The following is a 19,713-nucleotide window of genomic DNA, read 5'->3' as shown; positions in this document are numbered from 1 at the left end:
ATCCTGCGTGAAAAATCAAGAGCGGACCTGAAATATACAACAAGGGTGCAGCGGGCTGGTTCAGGGGTGAAAACCGGTATGGGTACGAAAAAATTATCGAACGGTAACGAAATGTAACGAAAACGATACAGACTGCATAATTCTGAGGAAATGAAATCTCGCAACCTGCTGAAATGCAGACTTTTGAGATAAAACTTTTCTTCTTCTGCTTGATTTTTAGTACAAAGTGCGCTATATTGAAATTGCGAAAACGATTTAGGATTCGCTCGGGAGCCCTGAGCGGGTCCCTGTGAGGGAGGGCGGCGAAATGTCATCCTTAAAAGATCTGGCGCGTGAATGCGGTGTCTCGGTGGCAACGGTGAGCAAAGCGCTTAATGGCCAGTCGGACATCTCTGCTGCGACTCGCGACCGTGTTCGCGAGGCGGCCCGCCGGATGGGCTATGTGCCCAATATGGCGGCCCGCGCGATGAAGACCAACCGTACCTACAACCTTGGCGTTCTGTTTGTGGACGAGCGGCAGAGCGGCCTGGCCCACGAGTACTTTTCGGCGGTGCTGGACAGCTTCAAAGTGCAGGTGGAAAAGCTGGGCTATGATATTACCTTTGTCAACCGGAACCTCGGCGGCAGAACAATGACCTATCTGGAGCACTGCCACTACCGGGGCGTGGATGGAGCGGTGATCGCCTGCGTGGATTTCAACGATCCGCAGGTGGTGGAGCTGGTCAACAGTGATGTGCCGGTGGTGACCATCGACCATGTGTTCAACAACCGGATGGCGGTCCTTTCCGATAATGTCAACGGGCTTTCGGCGCTGGTGCGGTACGCCTACGCCAACGGCCACCGCCGCATCGCCTTTATCCATGGCGAGCGCACGGCGGTGACGGAGAACCGGCTGGCGGGCTTCTACAAGAGCTGCGCGGAGCTGGGGCTGCAGGTCCCCGAAGAATATGTGCGCTGCGGTGTGTATCACGATCCCGACCGCTGTGCCGAGGAGACCCGGGCCCTGCTGGCACTGCCCCAGCGGCCCACCTGCATCCTCTTCCCCGATGATTTCTCGGCCATGGGCGGCTGCATCGCTCTGCAGGATGCGGGCCTGAGCATCCCGGAGGATATTTCCGTGATGGGATATGACGGCATTTACCTCTCCCGCGTGATGAAACCCCAGCTGGTGACCTGGCAGCAGAACACCAAAATGTTGGGCCGGATGGCAGCAGATAAGCTGGTGCAGATGATCGAGCATCCCCGCGTGACGCTGGCCGAGCAGATCCCGGTGACAGGAAAACTGCTGGAGGGCGGCTCGGTGCGCAGCATCGAATGAATGGGTTGGATTTGGTTCCGGGCGAACCGGAGCCTTGAATTTGAAACGCTTTTTCACGAAAACCATTGAAGGAGGTTTTTCATTATGAGAAAGATTTCGCGTCGTAATTTCCTGCTGGCTTCCGGTGCAGTTACCATCAGTGCAGCGCTGAGCGCATGCGGCGGCTCCTCTTCTTCTACCGGCGCGGCATCCTCTGCCGCAGCTTCTTCCGCCGCTTCCGCTGCTCCGGCAGCTCAGGGCAAGGTGCTGAATATCTGGTGCTGGAACGACGAGTTCCAGGGCCGCTTCAATAACTATTACCCCGAGGTCGCCTCCATCGCTGAGGATAAATCCACCACCACCCTGAAAGATGGCACCGTTGTCAAGTGGACCATCAACGCCAACGAGAACAACAACTACCAGAATAAGCTGGATGAGGCCCTGCTGAATCAGGACTCCGCCGCCGATGATGACAAGGTAGATATCTTCCTGATCGAGGCCGACTACGCACTGAAGTATGTGGATTCCGATTACGCGCTGGATGTCAAGGCAGACATCGGCCTGACCGATGCCGATCTGGCTGGTCAGTACCAGTACACCAAGGACATTGTCAGCGTGGACGGCAGCCAGCGCGGCACCACCTGGCAGGCGACCCCCGGTCTGTTCGCATACCGCCGCAGCATTGCCAAGGAAGTGCTGGGCACCGATGATCCCACCGAGGTGCAGAGCCATCTGTCCGATTGGGATAAGTTCAACGAGGTGGCTGCACAGGCCTATGCCAAGGGCTACAAGATGCTGTCCGGCTTCGATGATGCTTACCGCACCTTCTCCAACAACGTGGACGCTCCCTGGGTGGACGGCACGACCGTCAAGGTAGACCCCAACATTATGAAGTGGGTCGATCAGACCAAGGAGTACACCGATAAGGGCTACAACAACAAGTCCAGCCTGTGGGACAGCCAGTGGGCAGCCGATCAGGGCCCGAGCGGCAAGGTGTTTGGCTTCTTCTATTCCACCTGGGGCATCAATTTCACCCTGCTGGGCAACTCTCTGGAGACTCCTGTGGCCGAGGGCGGCAAGGAAGAAGTAGGCAACGGCATCTACGGCGATTACGCAGTCTGCGAAGGTCCTCAGCCCTATTACTGGGGCGGCACCTGGATCTGCGCGGCAGCCGGTACCGATAATACCGATATCATCCGCGACGTGATGCAGAAACTGACCTGCGACGAAGCCATTATGAAGCAGATCACCCTGGATACGCAGGATTACACCAACAACGAGAAGGCCATGGAAGAGATCGCAAACAGCGATTATGCCTCCGACTTCCTGGGCGGCCAGAACCATATCGCCCTGTTTGCAGAAGCTGCAAAGAAGATCGATATGTCCAACGCAGGCCCGTACGATCAGGGCCTGAACGAGAGCTTCCAGAATGCCTTCAAGGATTACTTTACCGGCACGGTGGACGAGGATACCGCAAAGGCAAACTTCGAGACCGCCATCAAGGAAAAGTACCCCGAGCTGACCGATGTGGTCTGGCCCGCATAAGCGCAGCCGGAACCTGAAAACCTTTTGAACCGAATCTGAATGGGGCGGGCCGGACGCTGATCCCGCCCGCCCTATTTTGCTTTGGGCAGTGTACGTCAGGAGGGCAGTTACTATGGGAGCAAAACCAAAGAAGAACGGCTCGATCAGCTATGCAAAGTGGGGCTATATCTTCATTGCACCGTTCTTCCTCATCTTTGCGGTGTTCCAGCTCATCCCACTGGGGTCTACGATCTATTACAGCTTTTTTGAATATTACCGCAGCGGCCTGAAGATCATCGGCCCCACCTTTGTGGGCCTGAAGAACTACATCACCCTGTTTGCAACCGACCTGCCCAAATACTTTGGCAACACGCTGCTGCTCTGGATCATCGGCTTCATCCCGCAGATCGCCATCTCGCTGCTGCTGGCGGCCTGGTTCACCGACCTGCGCTTGAAGCTGAAGGGCCAGACCTTCTTCAAGACCGTCATCTACATGCCCAACCTCATCATGGCTTCGGCGTTCGCCATGCTGTTCTTTGCCCTGTTCTCGGATAACGGCCCCGTGAACGCTGCACTGGTGGGCATGGGCGTCCTCAAGGAGCCCTTCAGCTTCCTGAACAGTGTCTGGGGCAACCGCGGCCTTATCGGCCTGATGAACTTCCTGATGTGGTTCGGCAATACGACCATCATGCTGATGGCGGCCATTATGGGCGTGGACCCCACCCTGTATGAGGCAGCGGAGCTGGACGGCTGCACCCCGAACCAGATGTTCTGGAAGATCACCATCCCACTCATCCGGCCGATCCTGGTCTATGTGATGATCACTTCGATGATCGGCGGCCTGCAGATGTTCGATGTGCCGCAGATCCTGACCAACGGCAAGGGCGGCCCCGACCGCACCTCCACCACCATGATCATGTACCTGAACAACCACCTGTTCAGCAAGAACTATGGCATGGCCGGCGCGGTCTCGGTGGTGCTGTTCCTGGTGTGCGCAGTGCTCTGCGTGATCGTTTATATGGCTCTGACCAAGGAGGACGACGGCCTGAGCAAGGCCGAGCGCAAGGCCCGCAGGCAGGCGGCCAAACAGGTGAAGGGAGGAAAAGCATAATGTCACACGCAGTCAAGACAAGATCCGAAAAAGCGACCCTTGCGGCCCGCCGCACGGTGTGCTATGCGGCGCTGGTGCTGCTGAGCTTTTTATGCCTGTTCTTCTTCTATGTGCTGGTCATCAATTCCACCCGCACCCATTTTGAGATCCAGAAGGGCTTTTCCTTTCTGCCGGGCAGATCCCTGATGACCAACCTGAAAAACGTGCTGTCGGATGCCAACATCCCGGTGCTGACCGGTGTGCGGAACAGCCTGATCGTGTCCGGCTGCTCGGCTGCCCTCAGCGTCTATTTTTCGGCCCTGACAGCCTACGGCATCTACGCCTATAACTTCCGGTTCAAAAAGGCGGCGTTTGCCATCATCCTGCTCATTATGACCATGCCGACCCAGGTCTCGGCGCTGGGCTTCCTGCAGCTCATCACAAAGATGGGCCTGAAGAACAGCTTCATTCCCCTCATCATCCCCAGCATTGCGGCCCCGGCGGTGTTCTTCTTTATGAAGCAGTATCTGGATGCCAGCCTGCCCATGGAGATCGTGGAAGCCGCCCGCATTGATGGCGCAGGGGAGTTCTACACCTTCAACCATATCGTGCTTCCCATTATGAAGCCCGCTCTGGCGGTGCAGGCCATCTTCTCCTTTGTGTCCAGCTGGAACAACTACTTCATCCCCGCACTGGTGCTGGATACGGCAGACAAAAAGACCCTGCCCATCCTCATTGCACAGCTCCGCAGTGCCGACTTCCTCAAGTTCGATATGGGCAAGGTCTATATGCTGGTGGCCATTGCCATCCTGCCTGTGATCATTGTTTATCTGCTGCTGTCCAAATTCATCGTCCGTGGTGTTGCACTGGGTGGTGTCAAGGGCTGAGCATTCCGTTCTCTCCTTTGGAAAAAGCACCTGCGGCCTGCTGGCCGCGGGTGCTTTTCTATCCTCTCGTGCTCAGTCGGCTTTGGCAATGCGCTGTATCGCGGTGGAAGCAACATGCTTCTCCTTGATGGCGCGGAGCTGGGCCATGTGGTCGGTGTTTACGTGGGCCTGCTGCTGGGTTTCGGAGTCCCACTCCTCAACGATGAGCAGCTCGTCCGGGTCGGCGGCGCTCAGGTAATAATCATAGCGCTCAAAACCGTCCTCCCGCTGGACCTTTGCCAGAATGCCGGCAGCGGCGACCTCCTGCAGAAAAGCGTCCCGCTGGCCGGGGAGCATACGGTAGGTGACCAGAAGCATCATGTGTTCCATGGTGAAATCTCCCTTGTAATGTTCCAATGTGTGTTCTTTTAGACAAAAGCCGCCGGAAATTGCTTCCCGGCGGCTTTTGCTTATTAGGAGGATCAAAAGATGATCCCTGGAGAACTTAGTTCAGGATGGTCTGCTCGGTCTCGACATCAAAGAGGTGGACCTTGTGCGGATCAAATGCAACGCGGACGGTGTCTCCGTTGCGTGCCTTGGAGGTGGGAGCGACACGGGCGGTCATCTTGTTGCCCTTGTACTCCAGGTACAGGTAGATCTCAGCGCCCATCATTTCGGACACATCGACCTGAGCCTCCAGGTGGCAGTCGGGGTGCTTTGCCATAAACTCGGGTTCGTCGTCGATATCCTCAGGACGGATGCCCATCTTGACCTTCTTGCCAACGTAGGAATCCAGCTTGCCGTCAGCGGTCTTTTCCTTGGGCAGGGGGATGGTGTCGCCGCCCAGGTCAATGGCGTACTGATCGCCGTTCTTGGTCACGGTGCCGTCCAGGAAGTTCATCTGGGGGCTGCCGATGAAGCCGGCAACGAACATGTTGCAGGGCATATCGTACAGGTTCTGCGGGGTATCGACCTGCTGGATGACGCCGTCCTTCATAACAACGATGCGGTCGCCCATGGTCATAGCCTCGGTCTGGTCATGGGTAACGTAGATGAAGGTGGTAGCCAGCTTCTTGTGCAGCTTGATGATCTCGGTGCGCATGCTGGTACGCAGCTTTGCATCCAGGTTGGACAGGGGCTCGTCCAGCAGGAAGACTGCCGGGTTACGAACCATTGCACGGCCCAGAGCAACACGCTGACGCTGGCCGCCGGACAGAGCCTTGGGCTTGCGGTCCAGCAGGTGCTCGATCTCCAGGATCTTGGCAGCCTCGTGAACGCGGCGGTCGATCTCATCCTTCGGGGTCTTGCGCAGCTCCAGGCCGAAAGCGATGTTCTTGTAAACGGTCATGTGGGGGTACAGAGCGTAGCTCTGGAACACCATGGCGATATCACGATCCTTGGGAGGAACGTCGTTGATCAGGCGGCCGCCGATGTACATTTCGCCCTTGGAGATCTCCTCCAGACCGGCGATCATGCGCAGGGTGGTGGACTTGCCGCAGCCAGAGGGGCCGACGAAGATGATGAACTCCTTATCCTGGATCTCCAGGTTGAAGTCGGTAACAGAAGGAGCAGTAGCGCCCGGATAGATCTTGTAGATGTGCTGGCAGCTAATCGAAGCCATAGGTCATTGCCTCCATTAAAATTTTTCTATGTTACGGCACCTTGACGGTGCACGCTCTCGTTGGTATTATAATAACAGATAACTTTGTGATATAAAATAGCATTTTATTGATTTGAGGTGTCAGATATTGCTTTATGATTGGACAAGCACCGCAGCCCTTGGCGTGGTGCGGGATATCCAGCCCAAAGAACCCCTGACCCTGACCGGCGAGGGGCTGTGGGTCTGCCTGATCTCCAGCGGCAGATGCACTGCCAGCCTGACCGATGCCTCGCCCTCCCCGGCGGGCAGCGCACTGATCCTGCCGCCCCAGAGCGCGGCGGCGGGCCATCTGGTGCTGAGCCGCGCCCCGTTGACCCTGACCCCGGAAGGGGAGAGCCACCTGCTCTGCATCCAGCTGACCGGGCAGGCGGCGGTGCAGTTCCTTGCCGGGCTGACGGAGCTGCCGTTCCTGGCCCGGGGCGAGACCTGCCCCGCTGCCGCAGAGCTGCTGGGCCGCCTTGCCGCCGAGGTCGACACGCCCCGCAGCCGGGCTGCCAGCCAGCTGGCCTTTGCCCTGCTCTGTGAGCTTGCGGGGGCCGACAGCGCCGCCCCGCCCCTGCCGCCGCTGGTAGAGGCCGCCATTGAGGATATCCGCCAGAACTACGCTGGCCTGTACGGCGTGGAGGAGCTCAGTGAGCGGCTGGGAGTCTCCAAGAGCCACCTTGTCCGCACCTTTACCGCCGCCGTGGGGGTGCCCCCGGGGCGCTACCTGACCACTGTGCGGGTGGAAGCTGCCATGCGGCTGCTCCTGCACCGGGAATACACGCTGGATGTCATTGCCAGCCTGTGCGGCTTCTCAGGGGCCAACTACCTGTGCCGGGTGTTCAAAAAAGAGACCGGCCAATCCCCCGCACAGTGGCGGGCCTTGGCCGGTCAGACAGCGCGGCCCCTCAGCCCGGCGGAAAGCCAGCGGGAGCAGGCACTGTATATTTAAAATTTCAGGAGCCGGGGCAGCACCCGGCTCTTTTCCGTGGAGGCGTTCAGCCGCACACAGACTGCGGGCGCTTGAGCAGGAACACCGTCAGAGCCAGCGTGATGGCCTCGGCGGCGGGGAAGGCTGACCACACGCCGTTCATGCCGAACAGGGCGCTCAGGATCAGCGAGCAGGTGACGATGGCGGCCACGCCCCGGCTGACCGAGGTGATGGTGGCCTCGGTGGGGCGGTTGACCGCACCCAGATAGCCCGCCGCAACAATATTGCAGCCTGCAAAGAAGTAGCCCAGGAAGTAGATGCGCATACCGCTGTGGGCATATTCGGCCATCAAAGCAGAGCTCTCGCTGTTGAAGAGGGCAACAAAGGTATCGGTAAAGCCAAACACGGCACTGTACAACACCGCCGCCAGCGCCAGCGCGGTACCGCAGCCCAGCAGAAGCAGCTTTTTTGCCCCGGCCATCTCATTTTTGCCGTAGCACTGGCTGATCAGCGGCTGGGCACCCTGGGCCACGCCGTTGAAGATGGCTGTTGCCACCAGCGCAAAGTTTGCCACCACGCCGTAAGCGGCCACGCCCACGTTGCCCGCCAGCCGGAGCAGCAGGAAATTGAACACGGTGGTGGTCACGGCAGAGGAGAGCTCCCCGACAAAGCCGGAGATGCCCAGCTGGCAGCTCTGCACCAGCAGCCGGGCCGAGGGGGCCTGCCGGACAAAGGTGAGCGTGTTGCTCTTTTGAAAGAAGTGGCGGCTGCAGATGGCGATGCTGAGCACCGGCGAGATGGCGGTTGCCAGCGCCGCGCCGGGCAGGCCCAGCCCCATGGGGAAGATGAAGATGTAATCGAACACCACATTGAACAGGCTGCCGCTCAGGGTGGCCACCATGGCAAGGGACGGGTCGCCGTCGTTGCGGACGAAGGCCGAGAAGATGTAGTTGCACATGAAGAAGGGGGTGAACAGCAGGAAGATGCGGGTGTAGTTCAGGCCCAGTGCCACGATGTCCGCATCGCCGCCCATGAGCTGCAGAAGCGTGCCCGGGCAGAACGCGCCCGCCAGCATGAACGGGATGGCGATCAGGCAGGCACAGAGGATGGCGTTGGAAAAAAACCGCTGTGCCCGTGCCTCGCCCTGTGCCTGCAGGATGGCGTACCGGGTGGCAGCACCCAGGCCGATCATCGAGCCGAAGGCAAAGATCAGGTTGTACATGGGCAGGCAGAGGTTCAGCAGGGTCACGCCGTCGGTGCCCGCCGCCTGGGCGATGAAATAGGTGTCGGCCAGAATATAGCACGATGTGCCGATCAGACCGAAAATATTCTGCGACACGTACTTGAAGAACTGCTTTGTCAGGTTCATGGATGCTTCCTTTCCGCGGGGAGAATAGGGGAGTGAAACGTAAAAACGACTACTACTATATCATAAAACTTGGCATATTTCAACGAAAAAGCGAGAAAACACGCCGCTGCTTTTTCCGCTCTAGCGCCGTGGTTTTTATTGACAAGCTCCCGGCTTGCTATTATAATAGAACAGTCATAATAGCATTCGTGCGCGGCTTTGCGGCTGCGTCAATCCAATAGACAAGGAGAAGATCCAAAATGGCACAAGAAATCAAGATGTCCGCTTCCGGCCTGAAGGCGATGCAGGACGAACTGGAATACCTCAAGACGGTCCGCCGCAAGGAGCTGGCCGAGGAGATCAAGGAAGCCCGCAGCCACGGCGACCTTTCTGAGAACAGCGAGTACGATGAAGCCAAGAACACCCAGGGTCTGGTGGAGAACCGCATCACCGAGCTGGAGCAGATGGTCAAGAACGCTGTGATCATCGACGAGAGCGAGCTGAGCGTGGACAGCGTTGCTGTTGGCACCCACGTTTCCATCAAGATGATCGGCGATGATGAGGCCGAGGAGTACGATATCGTTGGCCGCACCGAGGCTGATCCCATCAACGGCAAGATCAGCGACGAGAGCCCTGTGGGCCACGCTCTGCTGGGCAAGGCCGTGGGCGAGAAGGCTGAGGTCCTGCTGCCCTCCGGCCATACCGTCGAGTACGAAGTGCTGGCCATTACCCACGCCGCAAACTGAGCCTGAACGGGAGGAAACCATGGAAGAACAAAAGAGAAACCCCGCTCAGGGCCTGTCTGAGAGCGAGCAGGTGCAGGTGCGCCGCCAGAAGCTGGCCGACCTGCAGGCTGCCGGAAACGACCCCTTCACCCTGACCAAGTTCCCGCAGGACGCATACTCTGCCGACCTGAAGGAAGAGTTCAAGGATCTGCCCAACGAGACCGACAGCGGCAAGCAGGTCGCGCTAGCTGGCCGTATGATGTCCAAGCGCGTGATGGGCAAGGCAAGCTTTGCCCACCTGCGCGATGACAAGGGCGATATCCAGCTGTATGTCCGCCGCGACGAGCTGGGCGAGGAGGCCTATGCTGCCTTCAAGAAGCTGGACGTGGGCGATATCATCGGTGTCAAGGGCGAGGTGTTCCGCACCAAGACCGGCGAGCTGAGCGTTCGCGCCACCGAGCTGACCCTGCTGGCCAAGAGCCTGCGCCCCCTGCCCGAGAAGTTCCACGGCCTGACCGATACCGAGATGCGTTACCGTCAGCGCTATGTGGACCTGATCGCCAACCCCGAGGTGAAGGATACCTTCGTCAAGCGCAGCCAGATCCTGAAGGAGATCCGCGCCTATCTGGACGAGAAGGGCTTCCTGGAGGTGGATACCCCCATCCTGACCCCCTTTGAGATCGGTGCCTCTGCCCGCCCCTTCTACACCCACCACAACAGCCTGAACATGGACATGGTGCTGCGCATCGAGACCGAGCTGTATCTCAAGCGCCTGATCGTGGGCGGCATGGACCGCGTGTACGAGGTGGGCCGCATCTTCCGCAACGAGGGCATGGACCCCAAGCACAACCCCGAGTTCACCAGCATCGAGCTGTATCAGGCCTTTACCGATTTCCACGGTATGATGGATCTGGTGGAGGAGCTGTACAAGCGCCTGGCCCTCAAGATCTGCGGCAGCATGGTCATTCCCTATCAGGGCAAGCAGATCGATATAGGTCACTGGGAGCGACTGACCATGGTCGAGGCTGTCAAGAAGTATTCCGGCGTGGACTTCAACGATTGGAAGTCCGACGAGGATGCAATTGCCTCTGCCAAGGAGCATCATGTGGAGCTGCCCGAGGTTCCCACCAAGGGTGCCATTCTGGCCGAGTTCTTCGATGCCTTTGTTGAGGACAAGCTGATCCAGCCAACCTTCATCTATGATTATCCTGTCGAGATCAGCCCGCTGGCCAAGCGCAAGCCGGACGATCCTGCTTTCACCGAGCGCTTTGAGTATTTCATCGACTGCACCGAGTACGGCAACGCCTTCAGCGAGCTGAACGACCCCATCGACCAGAAGGGCCGCTTTGAGCGTCAGGTCGCCGAGCGCAAGGCCATCGAGCCCGATTGCAAGGCTCAGGTGGATTACGATTACGTCAACGCACTGGAGTACGGTCTGCCCCCCACGGGCGGCCTGGGCTTCGGTGTGGACCGCCTGGTCATGCTGCTCACCGACAGCGCCTCCATCCGCGATGTTCTGCTGTTCCCCACGATGAAGCCGATTGAGCAGTAAATTCCCAATTTAAGCAAAACAAAGCCTGAAACTTCTTGATGTACTGAGAAGTTTCGGGCATTTTCTTTTGACGGATTTCCAGCAAAAACTACACCATACGCCAATTTTACGCCAAACGATGTATGATTTTGTGCAGAGCAAAAAGAGCGTTGTTCGCGTTTGCGCAGCGAAGTGGAGCAATGAAAGCCCCAGTGGGGCTTTTAAGCGACCGAACGGTCTTGCGTAAGCAAGATGGAGGCGCCCGCTCCGACAAGTTCGCGTTTCACAGCGAAGCGGAGCAATGAAAGCCCCAGTGGGGCTTTTAAGCGACCGAACGGTCTTGCGTAGCAAGATGGAGGGGCCTCGCCCCGACAAGTTAGCGTTTGGTGTAAGAATCGGGCGTGTGGTGGATGAGTGTAGACCTGCAAAGGGCTGCATCACAAAGCGGATTCATAGATCTGCAAACGGACAGCCGGAACTTTCCACCGCAAAAGAAGCAAATGTGAAGAACGTGGAGGTTTCCTATGAACAAACTGCTTACCTGCCGCTACAACATGGACACCAACCGGGTGGAAGCCCGGTTCGAAGATGGCACCACTCTTGCCATCGACTGCATCGCCGTCGAGGACGAGTACGGCAACACCCCGGCACAGCGGGCAGAGCTGGACTGGCTGCTGTACAATAAGCCCTTGGAGTATGTACAGATGGTGCTGGGTGGGGAGATTGAACACTACCTGTCACTTGGCTGTGACCACGGCAGGCTGGAAAATCCATGACATAACAAACACAGCCCCGCTTTGGCGAAGGAGAAGCCAAAGCGGGGCTGTATTGATGAAGGAGAAATGAAGGGAATATCAGGTTACAGATTCAGCTCAAACTGTTCCACTGTAACAGTTGCTTCGCCATCGGCAGCAAAGGCAATGCCGTCGGCAGACTGGGGGGTGTAGATCCATGCGGTCATGGTCTGCTCGCCATCGTTGGCGAAAACTTCGATGCTGTTCTTATCCAGCAGGATGCGGAGCTTGAGCGCACCGTTCTGGCTGCGCACCTTGCAGCTGCGGGTATGCACGATGTCGGCACGGGAACCGGCATAGCTGCGATCCAGCGTCAGCTGCGAGGTGTAGGGGTCGTAGGTCAGGCTGGTGTGATGGTCTGCATCGGCGGCCAGCTTCAGGGTAAAGGAGCGGTATTCGCCGGGCTGCACCGTGACGGTCAGGTCGGCCACACGGCCCTTGATGCCTTCCAGAGAAGTTTCGCCTTGCACCGTCACATTTTCGTGGAAAGTGCGCTTACCGTGGACGGCATCCAGCTCCCGCACCGGGGCCTGAACAATGCGTCCGTCCTTGATGTGCAGCTCGCGCGGGCAGATGGTCTGCCCGAACCACTTGCAGCCCTTGGGCTTATCCTCGGTGTCCGACCATGTCTGCAGCCATGCGGTCATGATCCGGCGGCCATCCGGGGCAAGGGTGGTCTGGGTGGCGTAGAAGTCGATGCCGCCGTCCATCAGCTGCACGTTTTCCTTGGTGAAAGTGTGGGTGGCTTCGTCGTAGTTGCCGATGAAGGCAATCACGTTGTGACCGTTGTGGAACTCGCCCTTGGGCAGCATCTCCATGGGGCCAAGCATCAAGACCTGCTTGCCATCCAGCGGAAAGAAGTCCGGGCACTCCCACATTTTGCCGTACTGATTGTTGCAGCGTTCCAGCACCGTGACAAAGTGCCAGTCGAAGCCGTCCTTGCTCTGGAACAGTGCCGCTGCGCCGCTGCCGTCCTCGGCCAGGCAGACGGTGACGACAGAGTAGGTGCCATCGGCCTCACGCCAGATCTTGGGGTCCCGGAAATCAAACTTACTGAAGCCTTCCGGCAGATCCTTCTGGGTCAGCACCGGGTTGCAGGCAGGCTTTTCGTAGTCGAGACCGTCACCGATGGCAATACTCTGGGTCTGGATATCCCGCATCTCCCCATTGGGCTGCTTTTCTGCCACCACGCTGGTGTACATCAGCAGCTGCTTGCCGTCATCCATCTGGGTGGCCGAGCCGGAGAAGCAGCCGGGGCCATTGTCTGCCGGAGAATCCGGTGCAAGCGCACAGGGCAGATACTCCCAGTGCAGCAGGTCGGTGCTGACGGCGTGACCCCAGTGCATGGGCGCCCACCGCACATCGTAGGGGTTATACTGATAGAACTGGTGATACTTCCCTTTATAATAAGAGAAGCCGTTGGGGTCGTTCAGCCAGCCCACATAAGGGGTCATGTGGTAAGCAGGGCGTTCCGCCGGGGAAATGGCAGCGCCGTGCTTGGCCTCGTAGGCACGGGCTTTGTTCAAAATTTCACTTGGCATCGCGGATGCCTCCTTGTCGCTCAAAATCAGACGTTGGCCTTGTAGCGGTCATAAGCGTTCTGGTAGACTTCCAGCAGCTTGTCCATGCCGCAGCTGTTGGTCAGGGTGTCGAGGTATGCGCTCCACTCGTCATCAGAGGGGCCGCCATCCTTCAGCCACAGGCCTTCCTGCTCAGAGACTGCATTCTCAAAATCTGCACGGTAGCGGTCAATGGTGTCCAGTTCCTCGCTGGTGAACACGCAGTCGATGGGGTAAGTGGTGGTGTCGTCCACAAAGGGCATCCAGAAGTCCTTCAGGTCGGTCAGACGCTCGATGGCGCGGTCCTCCATGTAGAAGTACTTGTCGTAGTACTCGCTGAGGATCAGCTTGGGACCCCAGACCTCGTAGGTGGATTTCAGCTCACCGGCACCCTTGTTGTACTTTGCCTTGGCCTCTTCCTCGGTGATAGATTTCCACTTGCCGTTGGCGTCCTGCTCGGTGAAGAACACGCCGATGGGGCCGTACTGCAGCTGCATCACGGTCTCGCCGTCATACCACTGGTCAAAGAACTTCAGCAGGTTGGCGGGGCTCTGGCACTTGTTGGTCACGTTCAGGTTGCCGCTGTTAGTGCCGCCGCCGGTACGCACGGTGACGTTGTGAGTGCCGTCCGGGCCGTCCAGTACGGGCAGGAACACATAGTCCTTGGAGTAATCGCCCATCAGCTCCTCGATGTACCACCAGGTGGAAACGCCCAGATAGCCCTGTGCGCCCTTAGCCAGCAGCTGGTTGGTATCCTGACTGAACATCTCCACGTCCATCAGACCCTCGGCGTACCAGTCGTGGAAGTAGGTGATCGCCTTGCGGTAGTTGTCCTCGGCGCAGACAAAGCGGCACTTGCCGTCCTTCTGCAGCACCAGATCGTTGCACACATCGTTGGGCCAGTTGGTGAATCCGAAGCCTGCGTAGAAGATGTTCTGACCCCAGCACCACTCGTCAAAGCCGGTGGACATGGGGATGGTGCTGCCGGGAGCGTTGCCGTAGACCTTGGCGGACATATCGTTGTCTTTGAAGGCCTTCAGGGCGGTGTGCAGCTCGTCCAGCGTGGTGGGCACTTCCAGCCCCAGCTCGTCCAGCCAGCGCTTGTTGATCATGGAGAACTGCGGAATGGTGAAGATGCTGTAATCCTCGTCGTCACCGATACCGGCAGTGCCCATCTGCTCGGCAGCGGGCAGACCGTAGATGCAGCCGTCGCTCATGGTGATAGCGGCGCGGATGTTGGGATGCTCGTCCAGGATCTTGGTCAGGTTGGGCATGATCTCGGCGTTGATATAGGGGGTCAGGTCCAGGAAGGTGCCGTCTGCACCGTAGTTGGCGATATCGTAGTTGGAGAAGCCTACACCCATAAAGGCGTCCGGCAGCTGGTCGCCTGCAATGCGGATGTTCACCTGCTCGCTGAGGGAGTCGCTCATGGTCTCGTAATTGAGTTTAACGCCCACGTTATCTGCCAGCTTCTTCAGCACCTCGTTGTCGTTGTAGCCGGGGCTCAGAGCAGACTGACCGCCCACGATGTCAAAGCTGGTCTGGTCGGTGTTGGAGGGATCGGGTGCAGCGGCCTTTTTGCTGCCGCCGCAGGCAGACAGTGCCACGGCAGAACCGGCAACGGCGCAAACCTTCAGGAAATTGCGGCGAGAGATCATCTTTTTCATGGTTGTTCTCCTTTTCTGTAATGTTATATCAGGTTCTTTTCGTTTTCTGGAATAGGCTGCGGTCGTTTAAAACCTCTTGCGGTGCCCTGCATCCGCTTCGTGCCTTGGGCGGCACTCGCGTCTTGCAGACCGCTGCGCCAAAAATTGCTCCCTGTTTCGGCCGCAGGCCGCGGTCGCAATTTTAGCCCTTGACTGCACCTGCCATGAAGCCTTTTTCAAAATACTTCTGTACAAAGGGGTAAACGATCAGCATGGGGGCAGCTGCCACGATGATGGAAGCAAACTTGATCATTTCGGTCAGCTTATTCAGTTCTGCAAAGCCGCCCGCTACCATAGAGGACTGGCTGGCGCTGGTGGAGCTCTTGATCAGGATATTGCGCAGCACCAGCGGCAGCGGAGCCTGATCGGCTCTCAGGTAGATCAGAGCGGTGAACCAGTCGTTCCAGTAGGCCACCATGCTGTACACCACCATAACGGCCATAATGGAACGGCTCAGAGGGATGACCATCTTTACAAAGACGGTCCACTTGGAGGCACCGTCGATCTCGGCGGCTTCCAGCAGTTCCCGGGGGATGTTGTTCTCGAAGAAGTTGCGGACGATGATCACGTTGCCCACAGCCACCACACCGGGCAGGAACAGTGCCCACATACTGCCCAGCAGACCCGTTTCCTTAACGATCAGGTAAGTAGGTACCAGACCGCCGCCGAAATACATGGTGATGACGAAGAACAGACTGATGTATTTGCGTCCGGGCAGGTCTTTGACGCTCAGCGGATATGCCACCAGATAGATCATGACCACCGAGTAGATGGTGCCGATGACGGTGTACTTGATGCTGTTCATAAAACCGGAGAACAGCGCACTGTCTGCAAACACAGCCTGATAGCCCTTCAGGGTGAACTGGCTGGGCAGCAGGAAGGTCTTGCCGGCGTACACGTCGTAGGGGTCTGAGAAGGACGCCACCAGAACGTAGTACAGCGGATAGGCCACGATGAGCATGACGGCGGCGCAGATGACCACCAGAACGATGTCGCTGACCTTATCGGACAGACCGCCGGGCTTCTTTTGACGAGATGCTGCAATGTTTTTTGCCATAACGGTTCGCCCCCTTTACACAAAGCTGACGTCTGCCGCCTTTTTGGCGATGCGGTTGACGATGATGAGCAGGATGATGTTGACCACCGTGTTGAACAGACCCACAGCGGTGGAATAGCTGTACTTGGCGTTGATGATGCCCTGTTCATAGACGTACACGGCAATGATGTCGCTGGTGGCCTTGTTCAGTTCGGTCTGCAGCAGCAGCACCTTTTCAAAGCCCACGTTCATCAGGTTGCCTACACTCATAATGAGCTGCAGCACGATCATGGGTACCAGTTCCGGGATATCAATGTTCAGGATACGCTGGAACATGGACGCGCCATCGATCTTAGCGGCTTCGTACAGGCTGGTATCCACAGCAGCCAGACAAGCCATATAAATGATGGTACCCCATCCGGCTTCCTGCCAGATGCCGGATGCCACATAGATGGTGCGGAAGGCGGCGCTCTCCGAGAGGAAGTCCACGCTGGTGCCCAGGATCAGGTTCAGCAGACCACCCGAGGGGCTGAGGAAAATCTTGATCATACCACAGATGACCATGGTGGAGATGAAGTGGGGTGCATACAGCACCGTCTGCACCACCCGCTTGAACTTTGCAAAGCGCAGCTGGTTGATGCACAGGGACAGGATGATGGGGATGGGGAAACTCCACAGCAGGCTGTACAGGCTCAGCAGCACGGTATTCTTGATCATGCGCACACAGTTGGGTGCGGTGAAGAACCGTTCAAACCAGTACAGGCCGACCCACTCGCTGCCGGTGATGCCCCGGCTTGCCTTGAAGTCCCGGAAGGCGATCTGGATGCCGTACATGGGCCAGTACTTATAAACGATGGTCAGCACCACCGGGATCAGCAGCATCACATAGAGCTGCCAGTTTTCCCGCAGCCGTTGGCTGAGGCTTTTGCGGTGGACCGGGATAGCGTCCAGCTGACGTGCAGCAGCTGGCGAGGTCTGCGTCATAAAAACTCCTCCTTCTTGTTTTTACGCTGCCCACAGGCCCGTGGGCGGGGTTCCCTGCCGTTCGGGGAGCGTTTTTTGTCGTTTCCCGTGAAACGTTACACGGCTTGCAACACAAAGATAACACGCCAGCGTTTTTGTGTCAACAGGATTTTACGCAAAAAATGCCTTGTATCCATGTTTTCAACGTTTTGCACACTTGCGGTAGGATGTTTTTGTGCAAAATGCATCATCGTGCGTTCGTGAAACGGTTCATGAAATTTCACGAAAAAAGTCTTTACATTCTGGAAAAACCATGCTATACTGAAGCTGCAAGAACCTCAGAGTTAGCAGGAATACAGCAAGATTTCCTTTGATATATATCCACTTGAAATAGAAACGTTTCACGAACAAAGGAGTGGCCCGCATGGCAAAACAGAACACCGCCCCTACTATGAAGGATGTGGCCAAGGAGGCAGGGGTCTCTCTGGGCACTGTATCCAAGGTCATCAACGGCATCCCAGTGGGTGACGAGTACCGTAAAAAGGTAGAACAGGCCATCAAGACGCTGGACTACCACATCAACGCCTACGCCAAGGGGCTGAAGAACAACCGCACCTACACCGTGGCGGTCATCCTGCCCAATCTGCTCAACCCTTTCTTTAGTATGGTGGCACACTACATCAACCGGGCGCTGGTGAACCGCGGCTATCGGATGCTGCTGTGCGATACGGAATACGACTACACCAAGGAGCAGGAAATGGTGCAGATGGTGGCGCAGAACAAGGTGGATGGCATCATTGCCCTGACCTACAACCCCGACCTGAAGATTCCCCCGGATGTGCGGTCGGTGTCCATCGACCGCTATCTCAGTGGCAGCACCACCTGCGTGGCCTCTGATAACTACAACGGCGGGCGCTTGGCGGCCCAGAAGCTGGTGGAAAACGGCTGCAAAAATCTGGCATTCCTGCGCATCGGCTCCCCGCTGACCAGCGAGACCAACAAACGCCGGGACGGTTTTGTGGCAGAGTGTGAAGCCATGCAGCTGCCCTGCACCCAAAAGATCCTGATGGATGACGCGCCGCTCAGTGAGTTCGAGCACTTTCTAGAAGAGAACTTGAAGGACGGACGGCTGGCCTTTGACGGCATCTTTTGCGTCACCGACAAGCTGGCGGTCGCCGTCATCAAGATGCTGCGCCGGATGGGGCAGCGCGTACCGGAGGATGTGCAGGTCATCGGCTACGACGGTCTGCGCGCCTTTGGAGATCAGGACTACTACTGCTCCACCATCATCCAGCCGGTAGAAGCCATGGCAGAGACCTGCGTGGATCTGGTGCTGCAGGACTCCCACGCTAACACTCCCTCCCTGTTGTGTCTGCCGGTGCGCTACGCCTACGGCGGCACCACCAAGGCATGACCGCCCCGGAAAAAGGCCGGTGGTACTGGTTCAAAAATTGGCTGCATTACCACTGGCTCTACCTTATTATTGCGGCTGTGGCGCTTTGGGTCGGCATCAGCTGGCTGGGCAACGCCCTGCACTGGGGCGAAACCCTGCCGGACTATCAGATCGCCTATGTGGGCAAAAGTGCTCTGCCGGAGGATACAGCCCACGCCATCGAAGCCGCTTTTGCGCAGTATGGCGAAGATCTGAACGGCGACGGAATCGTTTCGGTCAAGCTCAACCAGTATGTCAGCGACACTGAGGACGTGGAAAACGCTTCTACTTACGCGCTTGCCGCACAGATGCAGTTTTTGGCGGATATGAACGCCGAGGAAAGCTATTTTCTGCTGCTGGATGACCCGGCGCATTTTCAGCTGGACTATCAGGCACTTGCCAACTGGGACGGCACTCCGCCGGGCGACAACGACTATACCGCCGCCGGAAAGACCGTGCCTTGGGCAGACTGCCCGGTGCTGGCCGGATACGACCTTGGAACGTATCAGACCACCGTGTTGGGAACCACCGTTACTGGCAGCAGCGCAGAACTGGTAAACGGATTATTTTTAGGCCGCAGGGCCTTTTATGAAGAGCCCAAGAACGAAAAAGCCGCCCTTGCCCGGGAAGGAGCACAGCGGCTGTGGGAGATTCTGACGGAAGGAGCAACTCCATGAAACGGAACTGGTTGTGTGTTGTAGCACTTGCGCTGGCGGCAGTTCTCTGTACTGGCTGCGGTGTGAAGGATGAAAATTTGAAAAGTGATCCGCTGGTAAATGCGGATGGGACGGCTCCGGTAGGCAAAACGCTGGTTGCCCCTGCCCCGCCGGAGGACTTCACCTTGCTGGACAACAAGGATATCCTTGCCGCCAACGGCCTGTACTATGCTTCTTGGGTCAACGGAGAACCCCAGCCCTATGAAAACAGCGAGGGTAAGACAGTCGATCTCTATGATGCCCAGCTGACGCTGGTGGTACAGGAAAACAAGACCGAAGAAAAGGCAGCTTCCGCTGTTTCCGGCTGGCAGGAGCTGGCACAGCAGAACTACGATATTTCTGACACACAGACCCTGACTGCCGCCGGGCAGGAGTACACTGTCATTCAGTTTGCCTATCAGGACAAGAGCAACCCCTATGCCTTTGGCGTTGCCGCCTTTGGACAGAAGGGCACCAGTGCCATAGAGTGGGAGCTTTCCTGTCAGGAGAGCTACACCGGCGATGCACTGGCTGTACTGACCGAATTTCTGAACGGCTGCACCTATTAAGGAGG

The 19,713-nt window shown here is 57.6% G+C and carries 18 protein-coding genes; 11 read left to right on the top strand and 7 right to left on the bottom strand.

The genetic code is table 11. The features are described 5' to 3' along the window. Nucleotides 1-307 precede the first annotated feature (307 nt). The 4 genes from J3353_RS09255 to J3353_RS09240 all read left to right on the top strand — a co-directional run bounded on the left by J3353_RS09255 (nt 308) and on the right by J3353_RS09240 (nt 4,798). The gene (locus J3353_RS09255; protein WP_207684713.1) at nt 308-1,318 is read left to right on the top strand and encodes a LacI family DNA-binding transcriptional regulator; all 1,011 of its coding nucleotides are present in this window, start codon (nt 308-310) and stop codon (nt 1,316-1,318) included. A gap of 84 nt (nt 1,319-1,402) precedes the next feature. Further along, entirely contained in the window at nt 1,403-2,842 is a 1,440-nt protein-coding gene (locus tag J3353_RS09250) for a twin-arginine translocation signal domain-containing protein (protein ID WP_097771642.1), read from the top strand. Between the two features lie 112 nt (nt 2,843-2,954). Beyond that, on the top strand, nt 2,955-3,932 hold the full coding sequence (locus tag J3353_RS09245) for a carbohydrate ABC transporter permease (RefSeq protein ID WP_207684712.1): 978 nt from the start codon (nt 2,955-2,957) through the stop codon (nt 3,930-3,932). Further along, nucleotides 3,932-4,798 carry a carbohydrate ABC transporter permease gene (locus J3353_RS09240; RefSeq protein WP_005935355.1) on the top strand — a complete coding sequence of 289 codons (867 nt, stop codon included), beginning with the start codon at nt 3,932-3,934 and terminating at the stop codon, nt 4,796-4,798. Before J3353_RS09245 ends, J3353_RS09240 begins: the two co-directional genes overlap by 1 nt. Before the next feature lie 72 nt (nt 4,799-4,870). Here the strand turns inward: J3353_RS09240 and J3353_RS09235 are convergent, their stop codons facing one another. Both J3353_RS09235 and J3353_RS09230 read right to left on the bottom strand, forming a co-directional pair. Beyond that, complete coding sequence (locus J3353_RS09235) at nt 4,871-5,167, bottom strand: putative quinol monooxygenase (protein WP_207684711.1); 297 nt, start codon at nt 5,165-5,167, stop codon at nt 4,871-4,873. A gap of 115 nt (nt 5,168-5,282) precedes the next feature. Then, entirely contained in the window at nt 5,283-6,398 is a 1,116-nt protein-coding gene (locus tag J3353_RS09230) for an ABC transporter ATP-binding protein (protein WP_156071054.1), read from the bottom strand. Between the two features lie 127 nt (nt 6,399-6,525). Here J3353_RS09230 and J3353_RS09225 point away from each other — a divergent pair, with 127 nt between their 5' ends. Next, nucleotides 6,526-7,371: an AraC family transcriptional regulator gene (locus J3353_RS09225; RefSeq protein ID WP_156071052.1), complete on the top strand. Its 846-nt coding sequence runs from the start codon at nt 6,526-6,528 to the stop codon at nt 7,369-7,371. Between the two features lie 46 nt (nt 7,372-7,417). Here J3353_RS09225 and J3353_RS09220 read toward each other — a convergent pair whose 3' ends face one another. Continuing rightward, nucleotides 7,418-8,719, bottom strand: coding sequence for an MATE family efflux transporter (locus J3353_RS09220; protein WP_156060200.1), 1,302 nt, complete (start codon nt 8,717-8,719; stop codon nt 7,418-7,420). Between the two features lie 239 nt (nt 8,720-8,958). Between J3353_RS09220 and greA the strand changes: the two genes are divergently transcribed. From greA to J3353_RS09205, 3 genes are all read left to right on the top strand, one after another. Then, nucleotides 8,959-9,444, top strand: coding sequence for a transcription elongation factor GreA (gene greA, locus J3353_RS09215; protein ID WP_207684710.1), 486 nt, complete (start codon nt 8,959-8,961; stop codon nt 9,442-9,444). Nucleotides 9,445-9,463: 19 nt separating this feature from the next. After that, nucleotides 9,464-10,975 carry a lysine--tRNA ligase gene (gene lysS / locus J3353_RS09210; protein ID WP_207684709.1) on the top strand — a complete coding sequence of 504 codons (1,512 nt, stop codon included), beginning with the start codon at nt 9,464-9,466 and terminating at the stop codon, nt 10,973-10,975. Between the two features lie 503 nt (nt 10,976-11,478). Then, a complete protein-coding gene (locus tag J3353_RS09205; protein ID WP_207684708.1) occupies nt 11,479-11,730 on the top strand; it encodes a DUF6061 family protein in 252 nt (83 codons plus the stop codon). Nucleotides 11,731-11,813: 83 nt separating this feature from the next. Here J3353_RS09205 and J3353_RS09200 read toward each other — a convergent pair whose 3' ends face one another. The 4 genes from J3353_RS09200 to J3353_RS09185 form a co-directional block, all read right to left on the bottom strand. Then, complete coding sequence (locus J3353_RS09200; protein WP_112121388.1) at nt 11,814-13,289, bottom strand: glycoside hydrolase family 32 protein; 1,476 nt, start codon at nt 13,287-13,289, stop codon at nt 11,814-11,816. Nucleotides 13,290-13,315: 26 nt separating this feature from the next. Continuing rightward, a complete protein-coding gene (locus J3353_RS09195; RefSeq protein ID WP_238057043.1) occupies nt 13,316-14,974 on the bottom strand; it encodes a substrate-binding domain-containing protein in 1,659 nt (552 codons plus the stop codon). Between the two features lie 181 nt (nt 14,975-15,155). Continuing rightward, nucleotides 15,156-16,070 carry a carbohydrate ABC transporter permease gene (locus J3353_RS09190; protein WP_112121389.1) on the bottom strand — a complete coding sequence of 305 codons (915 nt, stop codon included), beginning with the start codon at nt 16,068-16,070 and terminating at the stop codon, nt 15,156-15,158. A 15-nt stretch (nt 16,071-16,085) separates the two neighbouring features. Continuing rightward, the gene (locus tag J3353_RS09185; protein ID WP_055186448.1) at nt 16,086-17,033 is read right to left on the bottom strand and encodes a sugar ABC transporter permease; all 948 of its coding nucleotides are present in this window, start codon (nt 17,031-17,033) and stop codon (nt 16,086-16,088) included. Between the two features lie 403 nt (nt 17,034-17,436). On the opposite strand from J3353_RS09185, the gene J3353_RS09180 reads away from it, so the two are divergent. From J3353_RS09180 to J3353_RS09170, 3 genes are read left to right on the top strand one after another with little or no spacing between them, the layout of a single operon-like run. Further along, nucleotides 17,437-18,426 (top strand): LacI family DNA-binding transcriptional regulator, encoded by a 990-nt coding sequence (locus J3353_RS09180; RefSeq protein WP_055186449.1) that lies wholly within the window; start codon nt 17,437-17,439, stop codon nt 18,424-18,426. Beyond that, entirely contained in the window at nt 18,423-19,121 is a 699-nt protein-coding gene (locus J3353_RS09175) for a hypothetical protein (RefSeq protein ID WP_055186450.1), read from the top strand. The genes J3353_RS09180 and J3353_RS09175 overlap by 4 nt, the downstream gene beginning before the upstream one ends. Next, nucleotides 19,118-19,708 carry a hypothetical protein gene (locus J3353_RS09170; protein ID WP_112121390.1) on the top strand — a complete coding sequence of 197 codons (591 nt, stop codon included), beginning with the start codon at nt 19,118-19,120 and terminating at the stop codon, nt 19,706-19,708. The genes J3353_RS09175 and J3353_RS09170 overlap by 4 nt, the downstream gene beginning before the upstream one ends. The last annotated feature ends 5 nt before the right edge of the window (nt 19,709-19,713 follow it).

Source organism: Faecalibacterium sp. Marseille-Q4137, assembly GCF_017377535.1.
Lineage (GTDB): Bacteria > Bacillota > Clostridia > Oscillospirales > Ruminococcaceae > Faecalibacterium > Faecalibacterium duncaniae.
This window is presented reverse-complemented; position numbering and strand designations above follow the sequence as displayed.

Coding starts and splice junctions, on each gene's coding strand:
- lysS (WP_207684709.1), top strand. CDS start 9,464: ATGGAAGAACAAAAGAGAAACCCCGCTCAGGGCCTGTCTGAGAGCGAG.
- greA (WP_207684710.1), top strand. CDS start 8,959: ATGGCACAAGAAATCAAGATGTCCGCTTCCGGCCTGAAGGCGATGCAG.
- J3353_RS09190 (WP_112121389.1), bottom strand. CDS start 16,070: ATGGCAAAAAACATTGCAGCATCTCGTCAAAAGAAGCCCGGCGGTCTG.
- J3353_RS09205 (WP_207684708.1), top strand. CDS start 11,479: ATGAACAAACTGCTTACCTGCCGCTACAACATGGACACCAACCGGGTG.
- J3353_RS09245 (WP_207684712.1), top strand. CDS start 2,955: ATGGGAGCAAAACCAAAGAAGAACGGCTCGATCAGCTATGCAAAGTGG.
- J3353_RS09195 (WP_238057043.1), bottom strand. CDS start 14,974: ATGAAAAAGATGATCTCTCGCCGCAATTTCCTGAAGGTTTGCGCCGTT.
- J3353_RS09255 (WP_207684713.1), top strand. CDS start 308: ATGTCATCCTTAAAAGATCTGGCGCGTGAATGCGGTGTCTCGGTGGCA.
- J3353_RS09250 (WP_097771642.1), top strand. CDS start 1,403: ATGAGAAAGATTTCGCGTCGTAATTTCCTGCTGGCTTCCGGTGCAGTT.
- J3353_RS09240 (WP_005935355.1), top strand. CDS start 3,932: ATGTCACACGCAGTCAAGACAAGATCCGAAAAAGCGACCCTTGCGGCC.
- J3353_RS09235 (WP_207684711.1), bottom strand. CDS start 5,167: ATGGAACACATGATGCTTCTGGTCACCTACCGTATGCTCCCCGGCCAG.
- J3353_RS09175 (WP_055186450.1), top strand. CDS start 18,423: ATGACCGCCCCGGAAAAAGGCCGGTGGTACTGGTTCAAAAATTGGCTG.
- J3353_RS09185 (WP_055186448.1), bottom strand. CDS start 17,033: ATGACGCAGACCTCGCCAGCTGCTGCACGTCAGCTGGACGCTATCCCG.
- J3353_RS09230 (WP_156071054.1), bottom strand. CDS start 6,398: ATGGCTTCGATTAGCTGCCAGCACATCTACAAGATCTATCCGGGCGCT.
- J3353_RS09180 (WP_055186449.1), top strand. CDS start 17,437: ATGGCAAAACAGAACACCGCCCCTACTATGAAGGATGTGGCCAAGGAG.
- J3353_RS09220 (WP_156060200.1), bottom strand. CDS start 8,719: ATGAACCTGACAAAGCAGTTCTTCAAGTACGTGTCGCAGAATATTTTC.
- J3353_RS09200 (WP_112121388.1), bottom strand. CDS start 13,289: ATGCCAAGTGAAATTTTGAACAAAGCCCGTGCCTACGAGGCCAAGCAC.
- J3353_RS09170 (WP_112121390.1), top strand. CDS start 19,118: ATGAAACGGAACTGGTTGTGTGTTGTAGCACTTGCGCTGGCGGCAGTT.